The sequence below is a fragment of the Streptomyces alboflavus genome (genome assembly GCF_000716675.1).
Taxonomy (GTDB): domain Bacteria; phylum Actinomycetota; class Actinomycetes; order Streptomycetales; family Streptomycetaceae; genus Streptomyces; species Streptomyces alboflavus.
In genome coordinates this window covers 1-16,484 of sequence record NZ_JNXT01000044.1, presented here as the reverse complement: position 1 = coordinate 16,484, position 16,484 = coordinate 1, and the positions used below count along the sequence as shown (strand labels likewise).

The 16,484-nt window shown below is 71.9% G+C and carries 15 protein-coding genes; 9 read left to right on the top strand and 6 right to left on the bottom strand.

Going from position 1 to position 16,484, the window contains the following annotated elements; all coding sequences use genetic code 11:
• The first annotated feature begins 175 nt into the window (after positions 1-175).
• From OO63_RS28555 to mscL, 5 genes are all read left to right on the top strand, one after another.
• Positions 176-1,441 carry an MFS transporter gene (locus OO63_RS28555; RefSeq protein ID WP_030359416.1) on the top strand — a complete coding sequence of 422 codons (1,266 nt, stop codon included), beginning with the start codon at positions 176-178 and terminating at the stop codon, positions 1,439-1,441.
• A gap of 67 nt (positions 1,442-1,508) precedes the next feature.
• The gene (locus tag OO63_RS43985) at positions 1,509-1,850 is read left to right on the top strand and encodes an FmdB family zinc ribbon protein (protein WP_030359415.1); all 342 of its coding nucleotides are present in this window, start codon (positions 1,509-1,511) and stop codon (positions 1,848-1,850) included.
• Positions 1,851-1,962: 112 nt separating this feature from the next.
• Complete coding sequence (locus OO63_RS28540; protein ID WP_030359414.1) at positions 1,963-2,814, top strand: S-methyl-5'-thioadenosine phosphorylase; 852 nt, start codon at positions 1,963-1,965, stop codon at positions 2,812-2,814.
• Positions 2,815-3,084: 270 nt separating this feature from the next.
• On the top strand, positions 3,085-3,738 hold the full coding sequence (locus tag OO63_RS28535) for a hypothetical protein (protein WP_078619419.1): 654 nt from the start codon (positions 3,085-3,087) through the stop codon (positions 3,736-3,738).
• Positions 3,739-3,918: 180 nt separating this feature from the next.
• The gene (mscL, locus tag OO63_RS28530) at positions 3,919-4,443 is read left to right on the top strand and encodes a large conductance mechanosensitive channel protein MscL (RefSeq protein WP_051811295.1); all 525 of its coding nucleotides are present in this window, start codon (positions 3,919-3,921) and stop codon (positions 4,441-4,443) included.
• Between the two features lie 91 nt (positions 4,444-4,534).
• Here the strand turns inward: mscL and OO63_RS28525 are convergent, their stop codons facing one another.
• The 3 genes from OO63_RS28525 to pflB form a co-directional block, all read right to left on the bottom strand.
• Complete coding sequence (locus OO63_RS28525) at positions 4,535-4,753, bottom strand: hypothetical protein (protein WP_030359411.1); 219 nt, start codon at positions 4,751-4,753, stop codon at positions 4,535-4,537.
• 82 nt (positions 4,754-4,835) lie between these two features.
• Entirely contained in the window at positions 4,836-5,693 is an 858-nt protein-coding gene (gene pflA / locus OO63_RS28520; RefSeq protein WP_078619415.1) for a pyruvate formate-lyase-activating protein, read from the bottom strand.
• A 129-nt stretch (positions 5,694-5,822) separates the two neighbouring features.
• Positions 5,823-8,168, bottom strand: a complete 2,346-nt coding sequence (gene pflB, locus OO63_RS28515) for a formate C-acetyltransferase (RefSeq protein WP_078619414.1) — start codon at positions 8,166-8,168, stop codon at positions 5,823-5,825.
• Between the two features lie 295 nt (positions 8,169-8,463).
• Here pflB and OO63_RS28510 point away from each other — a divergent pair, with 295 nt between their 5' ends.
• The 4 genes from OO63_RS28510 to OO63_RS28495 all read left to right on the top strand — a co-directional run bounded on the left by OO63_RS28510 (position 8,464) and on the right by OO63_RS28495 (position 13,368).
• Positions 8,464-9,678, top strand: coding sequence for a low temperature requirement protein A (locus OO63_RS28510; protein WP_030359408.1), 1,215 nt, complete (start codon positions 8,464-8,466; stop codon positions 9,676-9,678).
• Between the two features lie 110 nt (positions 9,679-9,788).
• Positions 9,789-10,952 (top strand): P1 family peptidase, encoded by a 1,164-nt coding sequence (locus OO63_RS28505; protein WP_051811285.1) that lies wholly within the window; start codon positions 9,789-9,791, stop codon positions 10,950-10,952.
• Positions 10,953-11,125: 173 nt separating this feature from the next.
• A complete protein-coding gene (locus OO63_RS28500; RefSeq protein WP_030359406.1) occupies positions 11,126-12,361 on the top strand; it encodes an Ig-like domain-containing protein in 1,236 nt (411 codons plus the stop codon).
• 233 nt (positions 12,362-12,594) lie between these two features.
• On the top strand, positions 12,595-13,368 hold the full coding sequence (locus tag OO63_RS28495; protein WP_031192658.1) for a DUF6227 family protein: 774 nt from the start codon (positions 12,595-12,597) through the stop codon (positions 13,366-13,368).
• A gap of 26 nt (positions 13,369-13,394) precedes the next feature.
• On the opposite strand, the gene OO63_RS28490 is transcribed toward OO63_RS28495, so the two are convergent.
• From OO63_RS28490 to OO63_RS28480, 3 genes are all read right to left on the bottom strand, one after another.
• Positions 13,395-13,646 (bottom strand): hypothetical protein, encoded by a 252-nt coding sequence (locus OO63_RS28490; protein WP_030359405.1) that lies wholly within the window; start codon positions 13,644-13,646, stop codon positions 13,395-13,397.
• A gap of 88 nt (positions 13,647-13,734) precedes the next feature.
• Positions 13,735-14,157 carry a hypothetical protein gene (locus OO63_RS28485; RefSeq protein ID WP_030359404.1) on the bottom strand — a complete coding sequence of 141 codons (423 nt, stop codon included), beginning with the start codon at positions 14,155-14,157 and terminating at the stop codon, positions 13,735-13,737.
• Between the two features lie 136 nt (positions 14,158-14,293).
• Positions 14,294-16,426: a PTS fructose transporter subunit IIABC gene (locus tag OO63_RS28480; RefSeq protein WP_030359403.1), complete on the bottom strand. Its 2,133-nt coding sequence runs from the start codon at positions 16,424-16,426 to the stop codon at positions 14,294-14,296.
• Positions 16,427-16,484: the final 58 nt, after the last annotated feature.

Here is a 16,484-nt window from a genome sequence, read left to right as displayed (position 1 = left end):
ACGGACACTGATCGAACCAACTCTGTCTGACGCAGAGCTGGCGCGACCGTATGGCGGCCGCGGCGCCCTTGCAGTGGGCGACCGGTATCTACCGCAGTTCTGCGCAAGAGGACAGCTCTCGGCGCCGTCGCCCCGGAAGGCGGCCGCGCTACCAGGCAGCAGAAAGGCAAGGGCCGTGGTGTCCACGGTCACCGAACCCCGCCCGGGCTACGGACAACTTCTGCGCACCCCTCGCGCCTGGACCTTCCTGCTTCCGGGATTCGCCGCGCGGCAGCCGTTCGCGATGCTCACCATCTCCATCGTGCTGCTCGTGCAGCACACCACCGGCTCGTACGGGGCCGCCGGTGCGGTGTCGGCCGTCACCGGCGTCTCCATGGCCCTGTTCGCGCCCTTCACCGGCAAGCTCGCCGACCGCTTCGGGCAGCGCGCCGTCCTGCTGCCCGGCGTCCTCGTGCACACCGCGTCCGGCGTCACGCTGACCGTGCTCGCGCTGACCGACGCCCCGCTGTGGGCGCTCTTCGTGGCCGCCGTGCCGACGGGTGCGTCGACCCCGCAGATCGGGCCGATGGTGCGGGCACGCTGGGGCGTCAAGCTCCAGGGCACCCCGCTCGCGCAGACCGCGGCGGCCTTCGAGTCCGTCACCGACGAGCTGACCTTCGTCCTCGGCCCACTGGTCGCCACCGCGCTGTGCACCGGCATCGACCCGGCGGCCGGACTGCTCACCGAGGCGGGCCTCACCCTCGTCGGCGGTCTGCTGTTCGCCGCCCAGAAGTCCACCCAGCCGAAGCCCGCCGCCGCCGGCCACGCGCGCGTGGCGCACGATTCGGCGCTGCGGGTGCCCGGCGTACGCGTCCTGATCGTCGCCTTCCTCGGCATCGGCACCGTCTTCGGCGGCATGCAGGTCTCCCTGGCCGCCTTCACCGAGTCCATCGGGGAGCCCGGCCTGAACGGTGTCCTGTACGGCACGTTCGCGGCGGGCAACATGCTCTCCGGGATCGCGTGCGGCGCCATCGCCTGGAAGATCGCCCCGCAGCGGCGGCTCGTCCTCGGGTACGCCGGACTGACGCTGATGGCGTCCGGCCTGTGGGCCGCGCACTCCGTGCTGCTGCTCGCCGGTCTCGGCCTGCTCGTCGGCGTCTGCATCGCGCCCGCCCTGATCACCGGCTACACGCTGGTCGACAGCCTGGTCGCGCCGACCGCGCGCACGGAGGCGTTCACCCTGCTCACCGGCGCGGTCGCGCTCGGGCAGGCGGCGGCCGTCACGGTCGCGGGACAGCTGGAGGACCGCTTCTGGGACGGCGCCGGATTCCTGGTGCCCCTCGGCGGCACGGCGCTCGCCCTGGCCGTGCTCCTGTCGCTGCGCTCCCGGCTCACTCCGAAGAGCCCGGGCCGCACCGTGGCACGTGGCGTCGGTCACCGCGTGCCGGTGACGGTGGACTGATCCCGCGGAATACGTCACTATGGACCGTCGTTAGCACTCATCGAGTGAGAGTGCCAGGAGGAAGCAAGTGCCGACGTACCAGTACCAGTGCACCGAGTGCGGCGAGGGCCTCGAGGCGGTGCAGAAGTTCACCGATGACGCCCTGACCGTGTGCCCGAACTGCGACGGACGCCTCAAGAAGGTGTTCTCGGCGGTCGGCATCGTCTTCAAGGGCTCCGGCTTCTACCGCAACGACAGCCGCGGCTCGTCGTCCAGCAGCTCGCCCGCGTCGACGTCGTCCTCGGCCTCCTCGTCGAAGTCGTCGGACAGCTCGTCGTCCTCCTCGTCGACATCGTCCTCCACGTCTTCTTCCTCCTCGTCCTCGTCGTCGGGTTCCGCCTCGTCGTCGACGAGCTCCTCGGCGGCCTGACCGAGCCCCACAGGGACCGCCGGTTCGCTCCGGCCCCCGGCACTTCCCAGGACCCCGCTGTCGTACGACGGCGGGGTCCTCGGCGTATCCGGCCCCGGCTACTGTGCTGGCCATGGTGAATACGGCGAACGCGACTCAGGCCGAGCTCGGCGTCATCGGCGGCTCCGGCTTCTACTCCTTCCTCGACGACGTCACCGAAGTGCACGTCGACACCCCCTACGGCTCCCCCAGCGACTCCCTGTTCCTCGGCGAGATCGCCGGACGGCGGGTCGCCTTCCTGCCGCGCCACGGCCGCGACCACCATCTGCCTCCGCACCGCATCAACTACCGCGCCAACATGTGGGCGCTGCGCTCCGTCGGCGTGCGCCAGGTACTCGCCCCGTGCGCTGTCGGCGGGCTGCGGCCCGAGTACGGGCCCGGCACGCTCCTGGTGCCCGACCAGCTCGTGGACCGCACCCAGTCCCGCCCGGGGACCTACTTCGACGGCCTGCCGCTGGCCGACGGCAGCATCCCGAAGGTCGTGCACGTGTCGCTGGCCGACCCCTACTGCCCGACGGGCCGCGCCGCCGCCCTCAAGGCCGCGCGCGGCCGCGACTGGGAGCCGGTGGACGGCGGCACGCTCGTGGTGATCGAGGGGCCCCGGTTCTCGACCCGCGCCGAGTCGCGCTGGTACGCGGCGCAGGGCTGGTCCGTGGTCGGCATGACCGGCCACCCCGAGGCGATCCTCGCCCGTGAACTGGAGCTCTGCTACGCGTCGCTGACCCTCGTCACCGACCTCGACGCGGGCGCCGAGTCCGGCGAGGGCGTCTCGCACGACGAGGTGCTCCAGGTCTTCGCCGCCAATGTCGGCCGACTGCGGACGGTGCTTTTCGACGCGGTGGCGGGGCTGCCGGCGAACGCCGAGCGGGACTGTTTGTGCGTGGGGGCGCTGGGCGGGCTGGAGACGGGGATTCGGCTGCCGTAGGGGCTGCGGGGAGGGCTGGCTGGGGCGGGCGGCGCGGTGCCGCTGCGGGGAGGGCTGGGGGTGGGCGGTGCGGTGCCGCTGCGAGGTGAGCTGGGGGCGGGCGGCGCGGTGCCGCTGCGGCGCGCGGGGGCGGAACTTCCCCTTCGGGTGAGGGAGTTGTCCACAACCGGCGAGTAGTGCACGGGGCTCAGCGGGATCTGGCGGGGGCCTGCATCGTGAGAACGGAATCCGGACCGGGATTCCAACTTCTCGCAGCAGGTGGTGGTCGTCATGACGCAGGTCCCTTCGCGTACGTCCGCACGTACGGCTTCCCACGATTCCGCGGCGTCGAGCTCCGGCCCGGGCGGCGGCGCGCCGCCGCCCTGCCAGGTGCCGCACTTCTCCCCGCTGCATGTGCGCGGCGGACGCCAGCGGCTGCGACGCCTGCTCAGGCACCGGCGGCGGGCGCTTGCCGTGGGCCTCGCGATGACGGCGGCCGCGCTGCTGGCCTCGGGGCCGCGTGAGCCGGGGCGACCACAGCCACAGGGGTCCCCGGCGCCCGCGACCGCCGGGGAGCACGGGGAGGACACGACGCCGCAACGGACGCGGCGGGCCGCCCGGTTGGTGACGGCGCCGGTGCGGATCGCGGACGCGGCGACGGTGCGGCTGCTGAGGCCTGGCGACCGGGTGGACATCGTGGCCGCGGACGGCGCGGGGGTGGACGGCACGGGGGCGGGGCCTGCGGGTCCGGTGGGTTCGGCGGGGGCGCGGCCGGGCGGGGCGGCGCGGGTGGTCGCGGCCGGGGCGCGGGTGTCGGAGGTGCCGGAGCCTTCCGACGCGGTGGCCGAGGGCGGGGCCCTGGTCGTCCTCGCGGTGCCGCGCGCGACGGCGGCCCGGCTCGCCGGGGCGAGCGCGACGGCCCGGCTCGCGGTGACCCTGCGATGAACGGTGACCCTGCGATGAACCGGGTACATACCCGTCCGACGGGCAGAAGCGCCTACGACACGGCTGACCGCCCGTCAAGTCGCTCGTTCGCGTTATGGAATTGGACAGGGCTGCCACGCACTGCCGTAGGTTGCAAGGCGGTTTGCCGCACAATCCGCACATGCAACGAAAGGCTCAGTGGTGAGCGAGAAGAAGGATCCGGGCATCTGGCAGGGCTTCAAGGCCTTCCTGATGCGCGGCAATGTCGTCGACCTGGCCGTCGCGGTCGTCATCGGCGCCGCGTTCACGAACATCGTGAACTCGGTGGTGAAGGGCGTCATCAACCCGCTGGTCGGCGCCCTGGGCACCAAGGATCTCGACCACTACAGCTCCTGCCTGAAATCGCCGTGCGTGGTGAAGAACGGCGAGGCGGTCAGCGGCATCCCGATCCTGTGGGGCTCGGTGCTCAGCGCCACCCTCAGCTTTGTGATCACCGCCGCCGTCGTCTACTTCCTGATGGTCATGCCGATGGCGAAGTACCTGGCCAAGCAGGCCGCGCGGCAGGCGGCGAAGGAGGGCACGCAGGAGGTCATCGAGATCTCGGAGCTGGAGGTGCTCAAGGAGATCCGCGACGTGCTAGTCGCCCAGCGCGGCGCCGGGGGCGACCGGCCCGGCGGCGACGAGACGTCCGGCGGCGAGGGCAGGCCGGGCGGCCCGGCTCTCTAGCCCGGCTCGGGGCCGGGGCGGGGAGGCCCCGGTGGGCCCGGGGGCTGCGGTGGGCCCGAGGGCTGCGGTGGGCCCGGGGGCTCCGGCGGGCTCAGATGTGGTGGGGCGGCTTCTCGTCCAGGAAGCGGGCGAGGTCGGCGGCGCTGTCGCCGGACGACGTCGGCCGCTCACCCCACCCGCGATCCGTGTCGTCCGCGGACTGCTGCGCCAGCGGGTCGTCGAAGATCAGCGCGTTCGCCGGCTTCTTGGCGTCCTGCCGGGGCTTCGCGTCCTTCGGATCGCGCGGTTCGGGGGCGGGGGCGGTGCTCATGCCTCCAGCGTACGTCCGCCGGGAGCGGCGGGAGGTCCGGGATCTGCCGGGGCGACCGGGGCCGCCGGGGCGGTGGGAGCCGTCAGACGGCCCGCAGGCCCCGTGCGGCGAAGGTCTCCCTGGCCGCCGCGAGCTGCCCCGGCGTCGGCGCGGGGGTGTCCCGGAGGGTGAAGTCCTTGCCGAGGGCGTCCCACTTCGCGGTGCCGAGCTTGTGGAAGGGCAGCACGTCCACGCGGGAGACGTTGCCGAGCCCGGCGGCGAAGCGGGCGACGCCGTCGACGTTGGCCGGGTCGTCGGTCAGTCCCGGCACGAGGACGAAGCGCACCCAGACCTCCTTGCCGAGAGCGGCGAGGCGGTCGGCGAAGTCGAGGGTCGGCCGCAGCGGGCGCCCGGTGACCTCGCGGTACGTCTCGCGGTCCCAGGACTTGATGTCGAGCAGGACGAGGTCGACGTCGCGCAGCAGAGCGTCGGTGGCCCGGACGCCGAGGAAGCCGGAGGTGTCGAGGGCCGTGTGCAGGCCGAGCTGGTGCTTGAGCCGGTGCAGGAGCTCGCCGGTGAAGACGGGCTGGAGGAGGGGTTCGCCGCCGCTGACGGTGGCGCCGCCGCCCGCGGCCGCGATGAACTCCGTGTACTTGGCGGCCTCCGCGAGCACCTCGTCGGCGGTGCTCCGGCGCCCCGAGCGCATCCGCCAGGTGTCGGGGTTGTGGCAGTACAGACAGGTGAGGGGGCAGCCCGCGAGGAAGGTGACGAAGCGGGTGCCGGGGCCGTCGACGCCGGTGGACAGGTCCCAGGAGTGCACGGAGCCGGTCACGGGGCGGCGGGTGGCGGCGGCCGCGGGGGTCACGGCGGGAACGAGGGGCGCGGCGGGGACGGGGGTGGCCGGGGGCTTGCTCGTGGCCCCCGTGGCGGTGGTCGTGGCGGGTGCGAGCAGGACGGTCATGGTGGGTCTCCCGGACTTCTGTCGGCGGGACGTGGTGGTCGCGGCGCCCGGGGCCGGGGTGAGGGCCCGGTCCCGGGGCCGCGAGTCGGTGGGGCGCGGCGGGGGTGCGGTCCGGGGCGCGCCCGGGGCTCAGAGGGAGCCGTGGAAGGTGCGGTTGATGACGTCGAGCTGCTGTTCGCGGGTGAGGCGGACGAAGTTGACCGCGTAGCCGGAGACGCGGATGGTCAGCTGCGGGTGGTGCTCGGGGTGCTCCATGGCGTCCTGGAGGGTGGCCTTGTCGAGCACGTTGACGTTCATGTGGAAGCCGCCGCTCGCCATGTAGCCGTCGAGGACTCCGGCGAGGTTGGCGACGCGCTCGTCGGGGGTGCGGCCGAGGGCGTCCGGGGTGATGGTGTTGGTCAGCGAGATGCCGTCCTCGGCGTCGTCGTAGTCGAGCTTGGCGACGGACAGGGCCGAGGCGATGTAGCCGTGTGCGTCGCGGCCGTTCATCGGGTTGGCGCCGGGGGCGAAGGGCTCGCCCGCGCGGCGGCCGTCGGGGGTGTTGCCGGTCTTCTTGCCGTAGACGACGTTCGAGGTGATGGTCAGGACGGACTGGGTGTGGACGGCGTCGCGGTAGGTGGGGTGCTGTCGGATCTTGCCCATGAAGTCGGAGACGATCCGCTGGGCGAGGGCGTCGGCCCGCTCGTCGTTGTTGCCGTAGGCCGGGTAGTCGCCCTCGATCTCGTAGTCGACGGCGAGGCCGGTCTCGTCGCGGACGACCTTGACACGGGCGTGCTTGATGGCCGAGAGCGAGTCGGCGGCGACCGACAGGCCGGCGATGCCGCAGGCCATGGTGCGCAGGACGTCCTGGTCGTGCAGGGCCATCTCCAGGCGCTCGTAGGCGTACTTGTCGTGCATGTAGTGGATGACGTTGAGCGCGTGTACGTAGGTCTTGCCGAGCCAGCCGAGCATGGCGTCGTAGCGTTCGGCGACGGTGTCGTAGTCGAGGTGGTCGCCCTCGATGGGCTCGAAGCCCTCGACGACGCGCTTGCCGGTGAGCTCGTCCCGGCCGCCGTTGATGGCGTAGAGCAGGGCCTTGGCGACGTTGACGCGGGCGCCGAAGAACTGCATCTGCCTGCCGACGGCCATCGCGGAGACGCAGCAGGCGATCGCGGTGTCGTCACCGTACTTGGGGCGCATCAGCTCGTCGGACTCGAACTGGATGGCCGAGGTGTCGATGGCGACGCGGGCGGCGAAGTCCTTGAAGGCGCGGGGCAGTCGGCCGGACCAGAAGACGGTCAGGTTGGGTTCGGGGGCGGGGCCGAGGTTGTAGAGGGTCTGCAGGGCGCGGAAGGTGGTGCGGGAGACCAGCGGGCGGCCGTCCTCGCCGATGCCCGCCATGGACCAGGTGACCCAGGTGGGGTCGCCGGAGAAGCCCTCGTTGTACTCGGGGGTGCGCAGGAAGCGGACGATGCGCAGCTTGATGACGAAGTCGTCGATGAACTCCTGGGCTTCGGACTCGGTGATGAGGCCGCGGTCGAGGTCGCGCTGGAGGTAGACGTCCAGGAAGTTGTCGATGCGGCCGATCGACATGGCCGCGCCGTTCTGCTCCTTCACGGCGGCGAGGTAACCGAAGTACAGCCACTGCACGGCCTCGCGGCCGGTGCGGGCGGGGCCGGAGATGTCGTAGCCGTAGGACAGGGCCATCGCCTTGAGTTCGCCGAGGGCCTTGATCTGCTCGGAGATCTCCTCGCGGTCGCGGATGACGTGCTCGGTCGGCCAGTCGAGGCAGCGCCGGGCCTTGTCGGCCTCCTTGGCGGCGATGAGGCGGTCGACGCCGTAGAGGGCGACGCGGCGGTAGTCGCCGATGATGCGGCCGCGGCCGTAGGCGTCGGGCAGGCCGGTGATGATGCCGGCGGAGCGGCAGGCGCGGATCTCGGGCGTGTAGGCGTCGAAGACGCCTTCGTTGTGGGTCTTGCGGAGGTGGGTGTAGATGTCCTTGACGGCGGGGTCGGCCGGGTAGCCGTAGGAGTTGAGCGCGCTCTCGACCATGCGCCAGCCGCCGTTCGGCATGATGGCGCGCTTGAGCGGGGCGTCGGTCTGGAGGCCGACGATCAGGTCCTTGTGGTCGACCGCGGTGCCGTCGACGTAGCCGGGCTTGAAGGCGTCGATGCGGGAGGGCGTCGCGATGTCGACGTCGTGCACGCCGCGCTCGTTCTCCTCCGGGAACATCGAGAGGAGCCGCTGCCAGACGGCGGTGGTGCGCGGTGTGGGGCCGGTGAGGAAGTCCGCGTCGCCTTCGTACGGGGCGTAGTTGTGCTGAACGAAGTCGCGGACGTCGATGGAGTCGCGCCACAGGCCGCCCTTGAAGCCGTCCCAGGCCCCGCCGTGCCCCGTCGCATCCACAGGGGCCGCATCCACAGAAGTCGCATCCGCAGGGGCCGCATCCACAGAGGTCGCTTCCGCAGAAGTCGCATCCGCAGGAGTCGCAGTCATCGCCCGCACCTTCCGAGTCGCCGTGTCGCTACGGCTCCATTGCACTCCCGCGCGGGCGGTCCGGGGCGCCGCGTTGGTCCCGGCTTGAGGGCCACAAGTCCCGTCGGCGGCGCGGCTTTCGCGCGAGGGCGCGGGGTGAGCTGGGGGTTCTCGGGGGACTTTGGCCCCGTGTTCGCTTGTGAAAGCATTCACAATATTTTCCCTAGGGGGTGCCGCCACCGCCCACTCGGGTGCTCCGGCCCCGACACGGCTCGCGCCGGGACGACTGGCCGCCGAGCTCTGCTGTTGTTGGCCCATGACGTCGACCACTCCCCCACCGGGTGCCGCGACCGCACCGCCCGCACCGCCTCCCCCACTGCGTCCGATGGTCGCCCGCGGCCGCGAGGAGGAGCACCGCGCCGCGACCCCGCTGGAGCTCTTCTTCGACCTGTGCTTCGTGGTGGCGGTCGCCCAGGCCGGGGTGCAGCTGGTCCACGCGGTCGCCGAGGGGCATCCGGGCGAAGGGGTCCTCAACTACGCGATGGTGTTCTTCGCGATGTGGTGGGCCTGGATGAACTTCACCTGGTTCGCGTCGGCGTACGACAACGACGACACGCTGTACCGGGTCGTGACGCTCGTCCAGATCGCCGGTGTCCTGGTCCTCGCGGCGGGGGTCTCGAAGGCCTTCCAGGACCACGAGTTCCTGGTCGTCTGGCTCGGCTACCTGATCATGCGGCTCGCCCTGATCACCCAGTGGCTGCGGGCGGCGGCCTCGACGACGGGGGACGAGCGGCGCACGGCGCTGCGGTACGCGGGCGGGGTCGCGCTGTGCCAGGTCGGCTGGCTCGGGCTGCTGCTCCTGCCGGAGGGGGCGCGGGGGTGGCTGTTCCTGGTGATGGCGATCGCCGAGATGGCGGTGCCGACGTGGGCGGAGCGGACCCGGACGACGCCCTGGCACCCGCATCACATCTCCGAGCGGTACGGCCTGTTCACGATCATCGTGCTCGGCGAGACGATCGCCGCGGCGACGGTCGCGGTGAAGTCGGGCATCGACGAGAACGACGCGCTCGGCGAGGTCCTGCCGATCGCCGCGGGCGGGCTCCTCCTCGTCTTCGCCGCCTGGTGGATCTACTTCGTGGTGCCGATCCACGGCCATCTGCGCTCCAACAGCCAGGCCTTCCTGTGGGGTTACGGCCACTTCGTGATCTTCGCGTCGGCGGCGGCGATCGGGGCGGGCATCGAGGTGGCGGTGGAGCAGGCCGTCGGCAAGGCGCACATCTCGGAGACGGCGGCGTCGGCGGCGGTGACGATCCCGGCGGCGGTGTACATGTTCGCGGTGTGGCTGCTGCACTCGCGCTACTTCAAGGTCGGTCTGGCGCAGCAACTGGTGCTTCCGGTGACGGCGTTGGCGGTGCTCGCGTGCACGTTCGCGGGCGGCTGGGCGGTGTTCGCGGCCGGGGTGGTGGCGGCGCTCGCGGTCGTGACCGGGGTGACGCTGACGTCGCGGATGGTGCGGGCGGAGTCGGCGTGACATCGCCGGGGCGCCCGACATCGCCCGAGGGTCGTCCGACATCGCCCGGCGCGGTGTGACCTCGATCGATTGCCGCCAGCAGGAGTCAACACGCGTGATACGCATGGCGTATGACGACACGTGACGTACCGACGGGATCCGGGCGGGCCGGAGGGCTGACCGACGTGGCGGGGCTGCGGGTGGGGCACGCGGGGCGCGCCGGGGGCGGCTGGCTCTCCGGCACGACGGTCGTGCTCGCCCCCGAGGGCGGGGCGGTCGCGGCCGTGGATGTGCGCGGCGGCGGCCCGGGCACGCGGGAGACCGACGCGCTGGACCCGCGGAACCTGGTGCAGCGGGTGGAGGCGGTGGTCCTGACGGGCGGCAGCGCGTACGGGCTCGACGCGGCGGGCGGGGTGATGGCGTGGCTCGAGGAGCGGGGCCGCGGGGTGCGGGTCGGCCCGGACCCGGCGCATGTGGTGCCGGTGGTGCCCGCGGCGTGCGTGTTCGACCTGGGCCGGGGCGGCGACTTCGGGGCGCGGCCCGACGCGGCGACGGGGCGGGCGGCGGTGGCGGACGCGGCGGCCAGGGAGAGCGGGCACGCGGTGGACGTGGGCGCGGTGGGTGCGGGAATCGGGGCGGTGGTCGGGCAGGTCAAGGGCGGGGTCGGCACGGCGAGCACGGTGCTCGGCTCGGGGATCACGGTGGCCGCGCTGGCGGTGGCGAACGCAGCGGGGTCGGGGATCGACCCGCGGACGGGGGTGCTGTACGGACAGCTCTTCGGGGCAGGGGCAGGGGCAGGGACCGGGGCAGGGACCGGGGTCGGCGCGGGCGCCGACGCGGGTGACGGCCCGGCCGGAGCCGCCGGGTCTGCCGGAGCCGCCGGGTCCGCCGCCCTCGTGACCCCGCCCCCGCCCGAGGTGCACGCGGCCGCGCTGCGGCGCCTCGCCGAGGCCGCGGCGCGGAACGTGGCGCCGCCGCTGAACACGACGCTGGCCGTCGTCGCCACCGACGCGGCACTCACCAAGGCGCAGGCGCAGAAGCTCGCGGGCACGTCGCACGACGGCCTGGCCCGGGCCGTGCGGCCGGTGCACCTGCTGAACGACGGCGACACGGTGTTCGCCCTGTCGACCGGCACCCGGTCGCTGGCCGAGACCGACCCGCTGGCGCTGAACGAGGTCCTCGCGGCGGGCGCGGACATGGTCACGGAGGCGATCGTCGGGGCGCTGCTCGCGGCGGATTCGGTGGAGACACCGGGAGGAACATTCCCGTCATACCGGGATCTTTATCAGCAATAGCCCAGTCGTCGGCGAACCACTATCAAGGGCGTTAAGTCCCTTTTCATCTCGTGTTGTTAGCGTCGGACGGGGGCGCTCCGGTGTGCGTGCACTCACACCCCCTGGTCGGAACCGTTCCGCCGCCCGGGCGCTCTTTACTCGTACTGGACCAGACGACGCACTTGGAGCAGCTCGTGACAACGCCGGACACAGCAGCGCAGCAGCCTCAGCCCCGTCGCCGTCGGCGGGTACTGCTGGCGACAGCCGCGCTCGCGGCCGTCGGCGCGCTGACCCTCTCGGCCTGCGGCGGCGACGCCGACGCCAAGGGCGACAAGAAGTCCGACACGTCCAAGGACGCGTCCGGCGCGCGCATCGCCATCTCGTCCAAGGACGGCGCGACCGACGCCTCGATCAACGCCACCGGCGTGAAGGTCAAGGACGGCAAGCTCACGAACGTGAAGATGACGGACGTGGCCTCCGGCGCGGCCGTCGAGGGCTCCATATCCGCCGACGGCGGCACCTGGAAGCCGAAGGCGCAGCTGGAGCGCGGCACCAAGTACAAGGTCACCGCGAACGCCAAGGACTCCGAAGGCCGCCCGGCGACCGAGAACGCCACGTTCACGACGGTGTCGAACGCCAACAGCTTCATCGGCACGTACACGCCCGACGGCGGCACCACGGTCGGCGCGGGCATGCCGGTGTCCTTCACCTTCGACAAGGCGATCACCGACAAGAAGGCCGTGCAGTCGCACATCACGGTCAGCTCGAGCAGCGGCCAGAAGGTCGTCGGCCACTGGTTCGGCAACCAGCGCCTGGACTTCCGCCCGCAGGAGTACTGGAAGGCCGGCTCCAAGGTCACGATGAAGATCGAGCTGGACGGCGTGAAGGGCGCGGCGAACGCGACCGGCGTGCAGGACAAGACCGTCACGTTCACCGTCGGCCGCTCCCAGGTCTCCACCGTCGACGTGAAGGCCAAGAAGATGACGGTCGAGCGGGACGGCAAGGTCGTCAAGACCATCCCGATCTCCGCGGGCAGCCCCCAGAACCCCACGTACAACGGCCAGATGGTGATCTCGGAGAAGTTCACGCAGACGCGGATGAACGGTTCGACGGTCGGCTTCGGCGGTGAGTACGACATCAAGGACGTACCGCACGCCATGCGTCTTTCGACGTCCGGCACCTTCATCCACGGCAACTACTGGAGCTCCCCCTCCATCTTCGGCAGCGCCAACACCAGCCACGGCTGCGTCGGCCTCCGGGACGTCCAGGGCGCGCAGGGCGACACCGTCGCCAAGTGGTTCTACGACAACTCCCTCGTCGGTGACGTCGTGACGGTCAAGGGCTCGCCGGACAAGACCATCGCCCCGGACAACGGCCTGAACGGCTGGAACATGTCCTGGAGCCAGTGGACGGCGGGCAGCGCCGTCTGACCGGAAGGTGCCCGAGGGCACCGAAGGGGCTGAAAGGCCCACAGCGCGGGGCGCGTTCGATGTCCCGCAAGGGCGCACATGGTGCCCTTTGGGCGCCAACGGAACGAGCCGCACGGGAACTTGCCGTGCGGCTCGATCGTTTTCCTGTTCCCGGACATGATGTCGGACCCAGGGGCTACGGTATGCACGCACAAGGTGACATGCAGCAACGCCGGAAGCATCCGGGAGTATCCGTGAGCGTTCCGTACGAGACAGCGTACGAACCACCAGAGTCGCCCGAGCCAGCCTCCCCCGAGGAGCACCTCGAGCGACTGCTCAGCCGCGCCCTGAACTCCTTCGACCTGCCGGACGAGGCCGTCCGGCGCCTCGAGCGGGCGTTGGCGTACGACAGTTCGCTGCACTCCGCGCACCACAGCGCGGGCCTGCACCGCGAGACCTACCGCCACACGTGGCTGCTCGCCGACGGCCAGGCGCTCACCCTCTGGGAGCTGGCGCACAACACAGGACCCGGCAGCCACGCGCAGTACGAGCTGTATCTGGACGAGGAGGAGGCGGGCGTCGCGACGGCCCGGCTGCCGCTCCCGCCGGACACCCCCGCGAGCGACCTGCCCGTCCTGCTCCAGACGGCCCCACCGCCCGAGCCCCGGCACACCTACGTCCCCGACGACTCCGCCGACCACGCCCGCAGACTGCTGCGCCGCGCGGAGAACCCGGCGGGCGCGGACCGCCCCGGCGACGACATGGCCCGCCTGCTGCGCTCGGCGTTCGCCCACCAGATCACGCAGGCCTTCGGCCGCACGGGCCTCAGCGGCGAACCCCGGCTCGGCTTCGCGCTGTACGAGCACGCGTTCCTGCTGTTCGACGGCTCCGAGGTCAGCCTCTGGGAGGTCGAGCACACGGCGACGACCGACGGCCGACACATGTGCGAGGTGTACGTCAGCGAGCGCGCGGCACGGTCGGCGATGGCGCGCCGGGCCCGGACGTATCCGGCGACCAGGTCCCGCTAGTCACGGCCGCCCCACGGTCCCGCCAGTCACGGCCGCCCACGGCCGAATTGACGTATCAGACCGGCGAACGCGGCGCGCTCGTCCGGGGTCAGCTCGACGGACTCCGCGCGCGGTGGCCCCGACTGGACCGGGAGCGAGCCCAGCGAGGGGCTGTTGCCGGTCGCGGGTTCCGCCGCGCGGCGGCGCTGCACATGCAGGAACGTGACGGCCCAGATGGCGGTCAGCGCGGCGAGCAGGACCACGCCTGTCTGCTGAACGATCGATGCACCCTGGAACATGCCGCTCAGTAGACAACAGCGGCCGGATCTACAACAGAGGTGCTAATGGGCCTTTGGTCCTGAAGTGACGCATCTCGCACATCACGACTCACCCATCTCGCATGCCTTTTGTCCGTTTCTCCCGTCCCGCTTCGCGTTCGCCGGTGAGGAAACCAGCCATCCGGACGCAGATCGCGGGCAGTTCGGGCGCCTCGCGGGCCCAGTCCTCGGTGTCGACGCCCGCGAGGACGCAACTCGCCCACAGGGTGGCGAGGAGGCGGGCGGCGAGGTCCGCGCTCGCGGGACCGGCGTCAGGGGCGCGACGGGCGATGACCTCCGTGGCGTGTTCGATCAGATCCGGTTCGAGGATCCAGCGGATGCCCGTGCCGGTCTCGATGAGGAAGCCGGAGTAGACCGCGAGGAAGACACGTGCCGCCTCGGTGTCGGTCTCGAGGCCGGCCTGTGCCTGCTCGGTGAGCTGGCCGACCATGTCGAGCAGGCTGGTGAGGTGACTCTGCTGAAGGTGGCTCACGTTGGCCCCCGCCCGTGCCCGTACTCGGGTTCGAACCGCAGTATCAGCAGTATGCCCACGCGTGGGGCGTCGGGGAACGTGTGAAGGGCACGCCGGTGCCGACGCGCCCTTCACACCCCGCTCGTACGCCGCGCGCTCAGGCGGCCACCGGCACCCGGGTCTCGTCCGCCGCCGCGGCGCCCGCGCCGCCGTCACCGGCCGGGTCCGCCGTCCGGCGCGCGCCCTTCAGGAGGACGACCACGACGGTCGACACGCAGACGCCCGCCGCGACGGCGACCAGGTACAGCAGCGGCTGCCCGATCAGCGGGACCACGAAGACACCGCCGTGCGGGGCGCGCAGGGTGCAGCCGAAGGCCATCGACAGGGCGCCGGTGACCGCGCCGCCCGCCATCGACGCGGGGATGACGCGCAGCGGGTCGGCGGCCGCGAACGGAATCGCGCCCTCCGTGATGAAGGAGGCGCCGAGGAACCAGGCCGCCTTGCCGTTCTCGCGCTCGGTCCTGGTGAAAAGCCGTCCCCGTACGGTGGTCGCGAGAGCCATGGCCAGCGGCGGGACCATGCCCGCCGCCATCACCGCGGCCATGACCTTCAGGGAGCCGTCCGTCGGGTGGGTGAGGCCGCCGATCGCGAAGGCGTACGCGACCTTGTTGAGCGGGCCGCCGAGGTCGAAGCACATCATCAGGCCGAGGATGACGCCGAGAATGATCGCGTTGGCGCCGCTCAGGCCCTCCAGCCAGTCCGTCAGCGCGCTCTGCAGGGAGGCGATGGGCTTGCCGACGACGAGGAACATCAGGAAGCCGACGACCGCCGCGGAGATCAGGGGGATCACCACGACCGGCATGATGCCGCGCAGGACGGGCGGGATGCGGACCCGTTGGATGCCGAGGACCACCGCGCCCGCGAGCAGGCCCGCGGCCAGGCCGCCGAGGAAGCCCGCGTCGATGGTGACGGCGACCGAGCCGCCCACGAAGCCGGGGACCAGGCCGGGGCGGTCCGCCATGCCATACGCGATGTAGCCCGCGAGGACCGGGACCAGGAAGGCGAACGCCAGGCCGCCGACCTGGAAGAGGAGGGCCGCCCAGCTGGTGTGGTCGGTCCAGATGAAGTGGTCCGCCACGGACGGGGCCTTGTCGATCTTCCAGCCGCCGATGGCGAAGCCGAGGGCTATGAGGAGGCCGCCGGCCGCCACGAAGGGGACCATGTAGCTGACGCCGGACATCAGCCACTTGCGGAGCTTGGTGCCGTAGCTGTCGCCGGTGTCGCCCGCGTTGTCGACCGGCGTCGAGCCCGCCGGGGCCGGGGCCGTGATCTCGCCCCGGGCCGCCTTCTCCCTTGCCTCCGCGAGGAGTTCCGCCGGGCGGTTGATGGCTGCCTTTACGCCTACGTCGACGGTGGGCTTGCCCGCGAAGCGGGGCTTGTCCCTTACGGGGACGTCGTGGGCGAAGACGACTGCGTCTGCGGCTGCGATGGCCTCTGCGGTGAGGGGGGTGAAGCCTGCGGAGCCCTGGGTTTCGACGGTGAGCTCTATGCCCTCGGCGCGGGCGGCGTTTTCCAGGGACTCTGCTGCCATGTACGTGTGGGCTATGCCCGTTGGGCAGGAGGTTACGGCGACGATTCTGAACGTTGGGGTGGTCTGTTCTGCGTTGGACTCCGGTGCACCGGAACCGGGGGCTGTGCCCACCCGTTCCGCCCCAGCGGAACTGATGCCCACAGCGGTAGGGGTAGGAGTCGCGGCGCCCCCTGCGTCACCGGCCGCGGCGGTCGGTGGAGTGGGTGCGGCGCCATCCGCGCTGCTGACCGTGGCGGGCGTGGAGGTGGGTTGCTCGCCTCGGATCAGGGCCGCTGCCGACCCCGCGTCCCGGGCCTCGCGCAGTGCCGTCGTGAACTCCGTGTTCATCAGCTGGCGGGCCAATGACGACAAGATCGTCAGGTGGGCGTCGTCCGCGCCCGCGGGGGCCGCGATGAGGAAGATGAGGTCGGCGGGGCCGTCGGGGGCGCCGAAGTCGATGCCTGTGGCCGAGCGGCCGAAGGCCAGGGTGGGCTCCGTGACGTGGGCGCTGCGGCAGTGCGGGATGCCGATGCCGCCGTCGAGGCCCGTCGGCATCTGGGCCTCGCGGGCCGCCACGTCGGCGAGGAAGCCGTCGAGGTCGGTCACACGGCCGAGGGTCACCATGCGGGTGGCGAGGGCGCGGGCCGCCGCCTCCTTGGTGTCGGCGGACCGGTCGAGTTCGAGGTCGACCAGGTCCGCGGTGATCATTTCGCTGCTCATCGCGGGCTCCTTCGCACGCGTATCCCTCGGGGGCGGGGATGAGGGCGGGGGTGGGGAC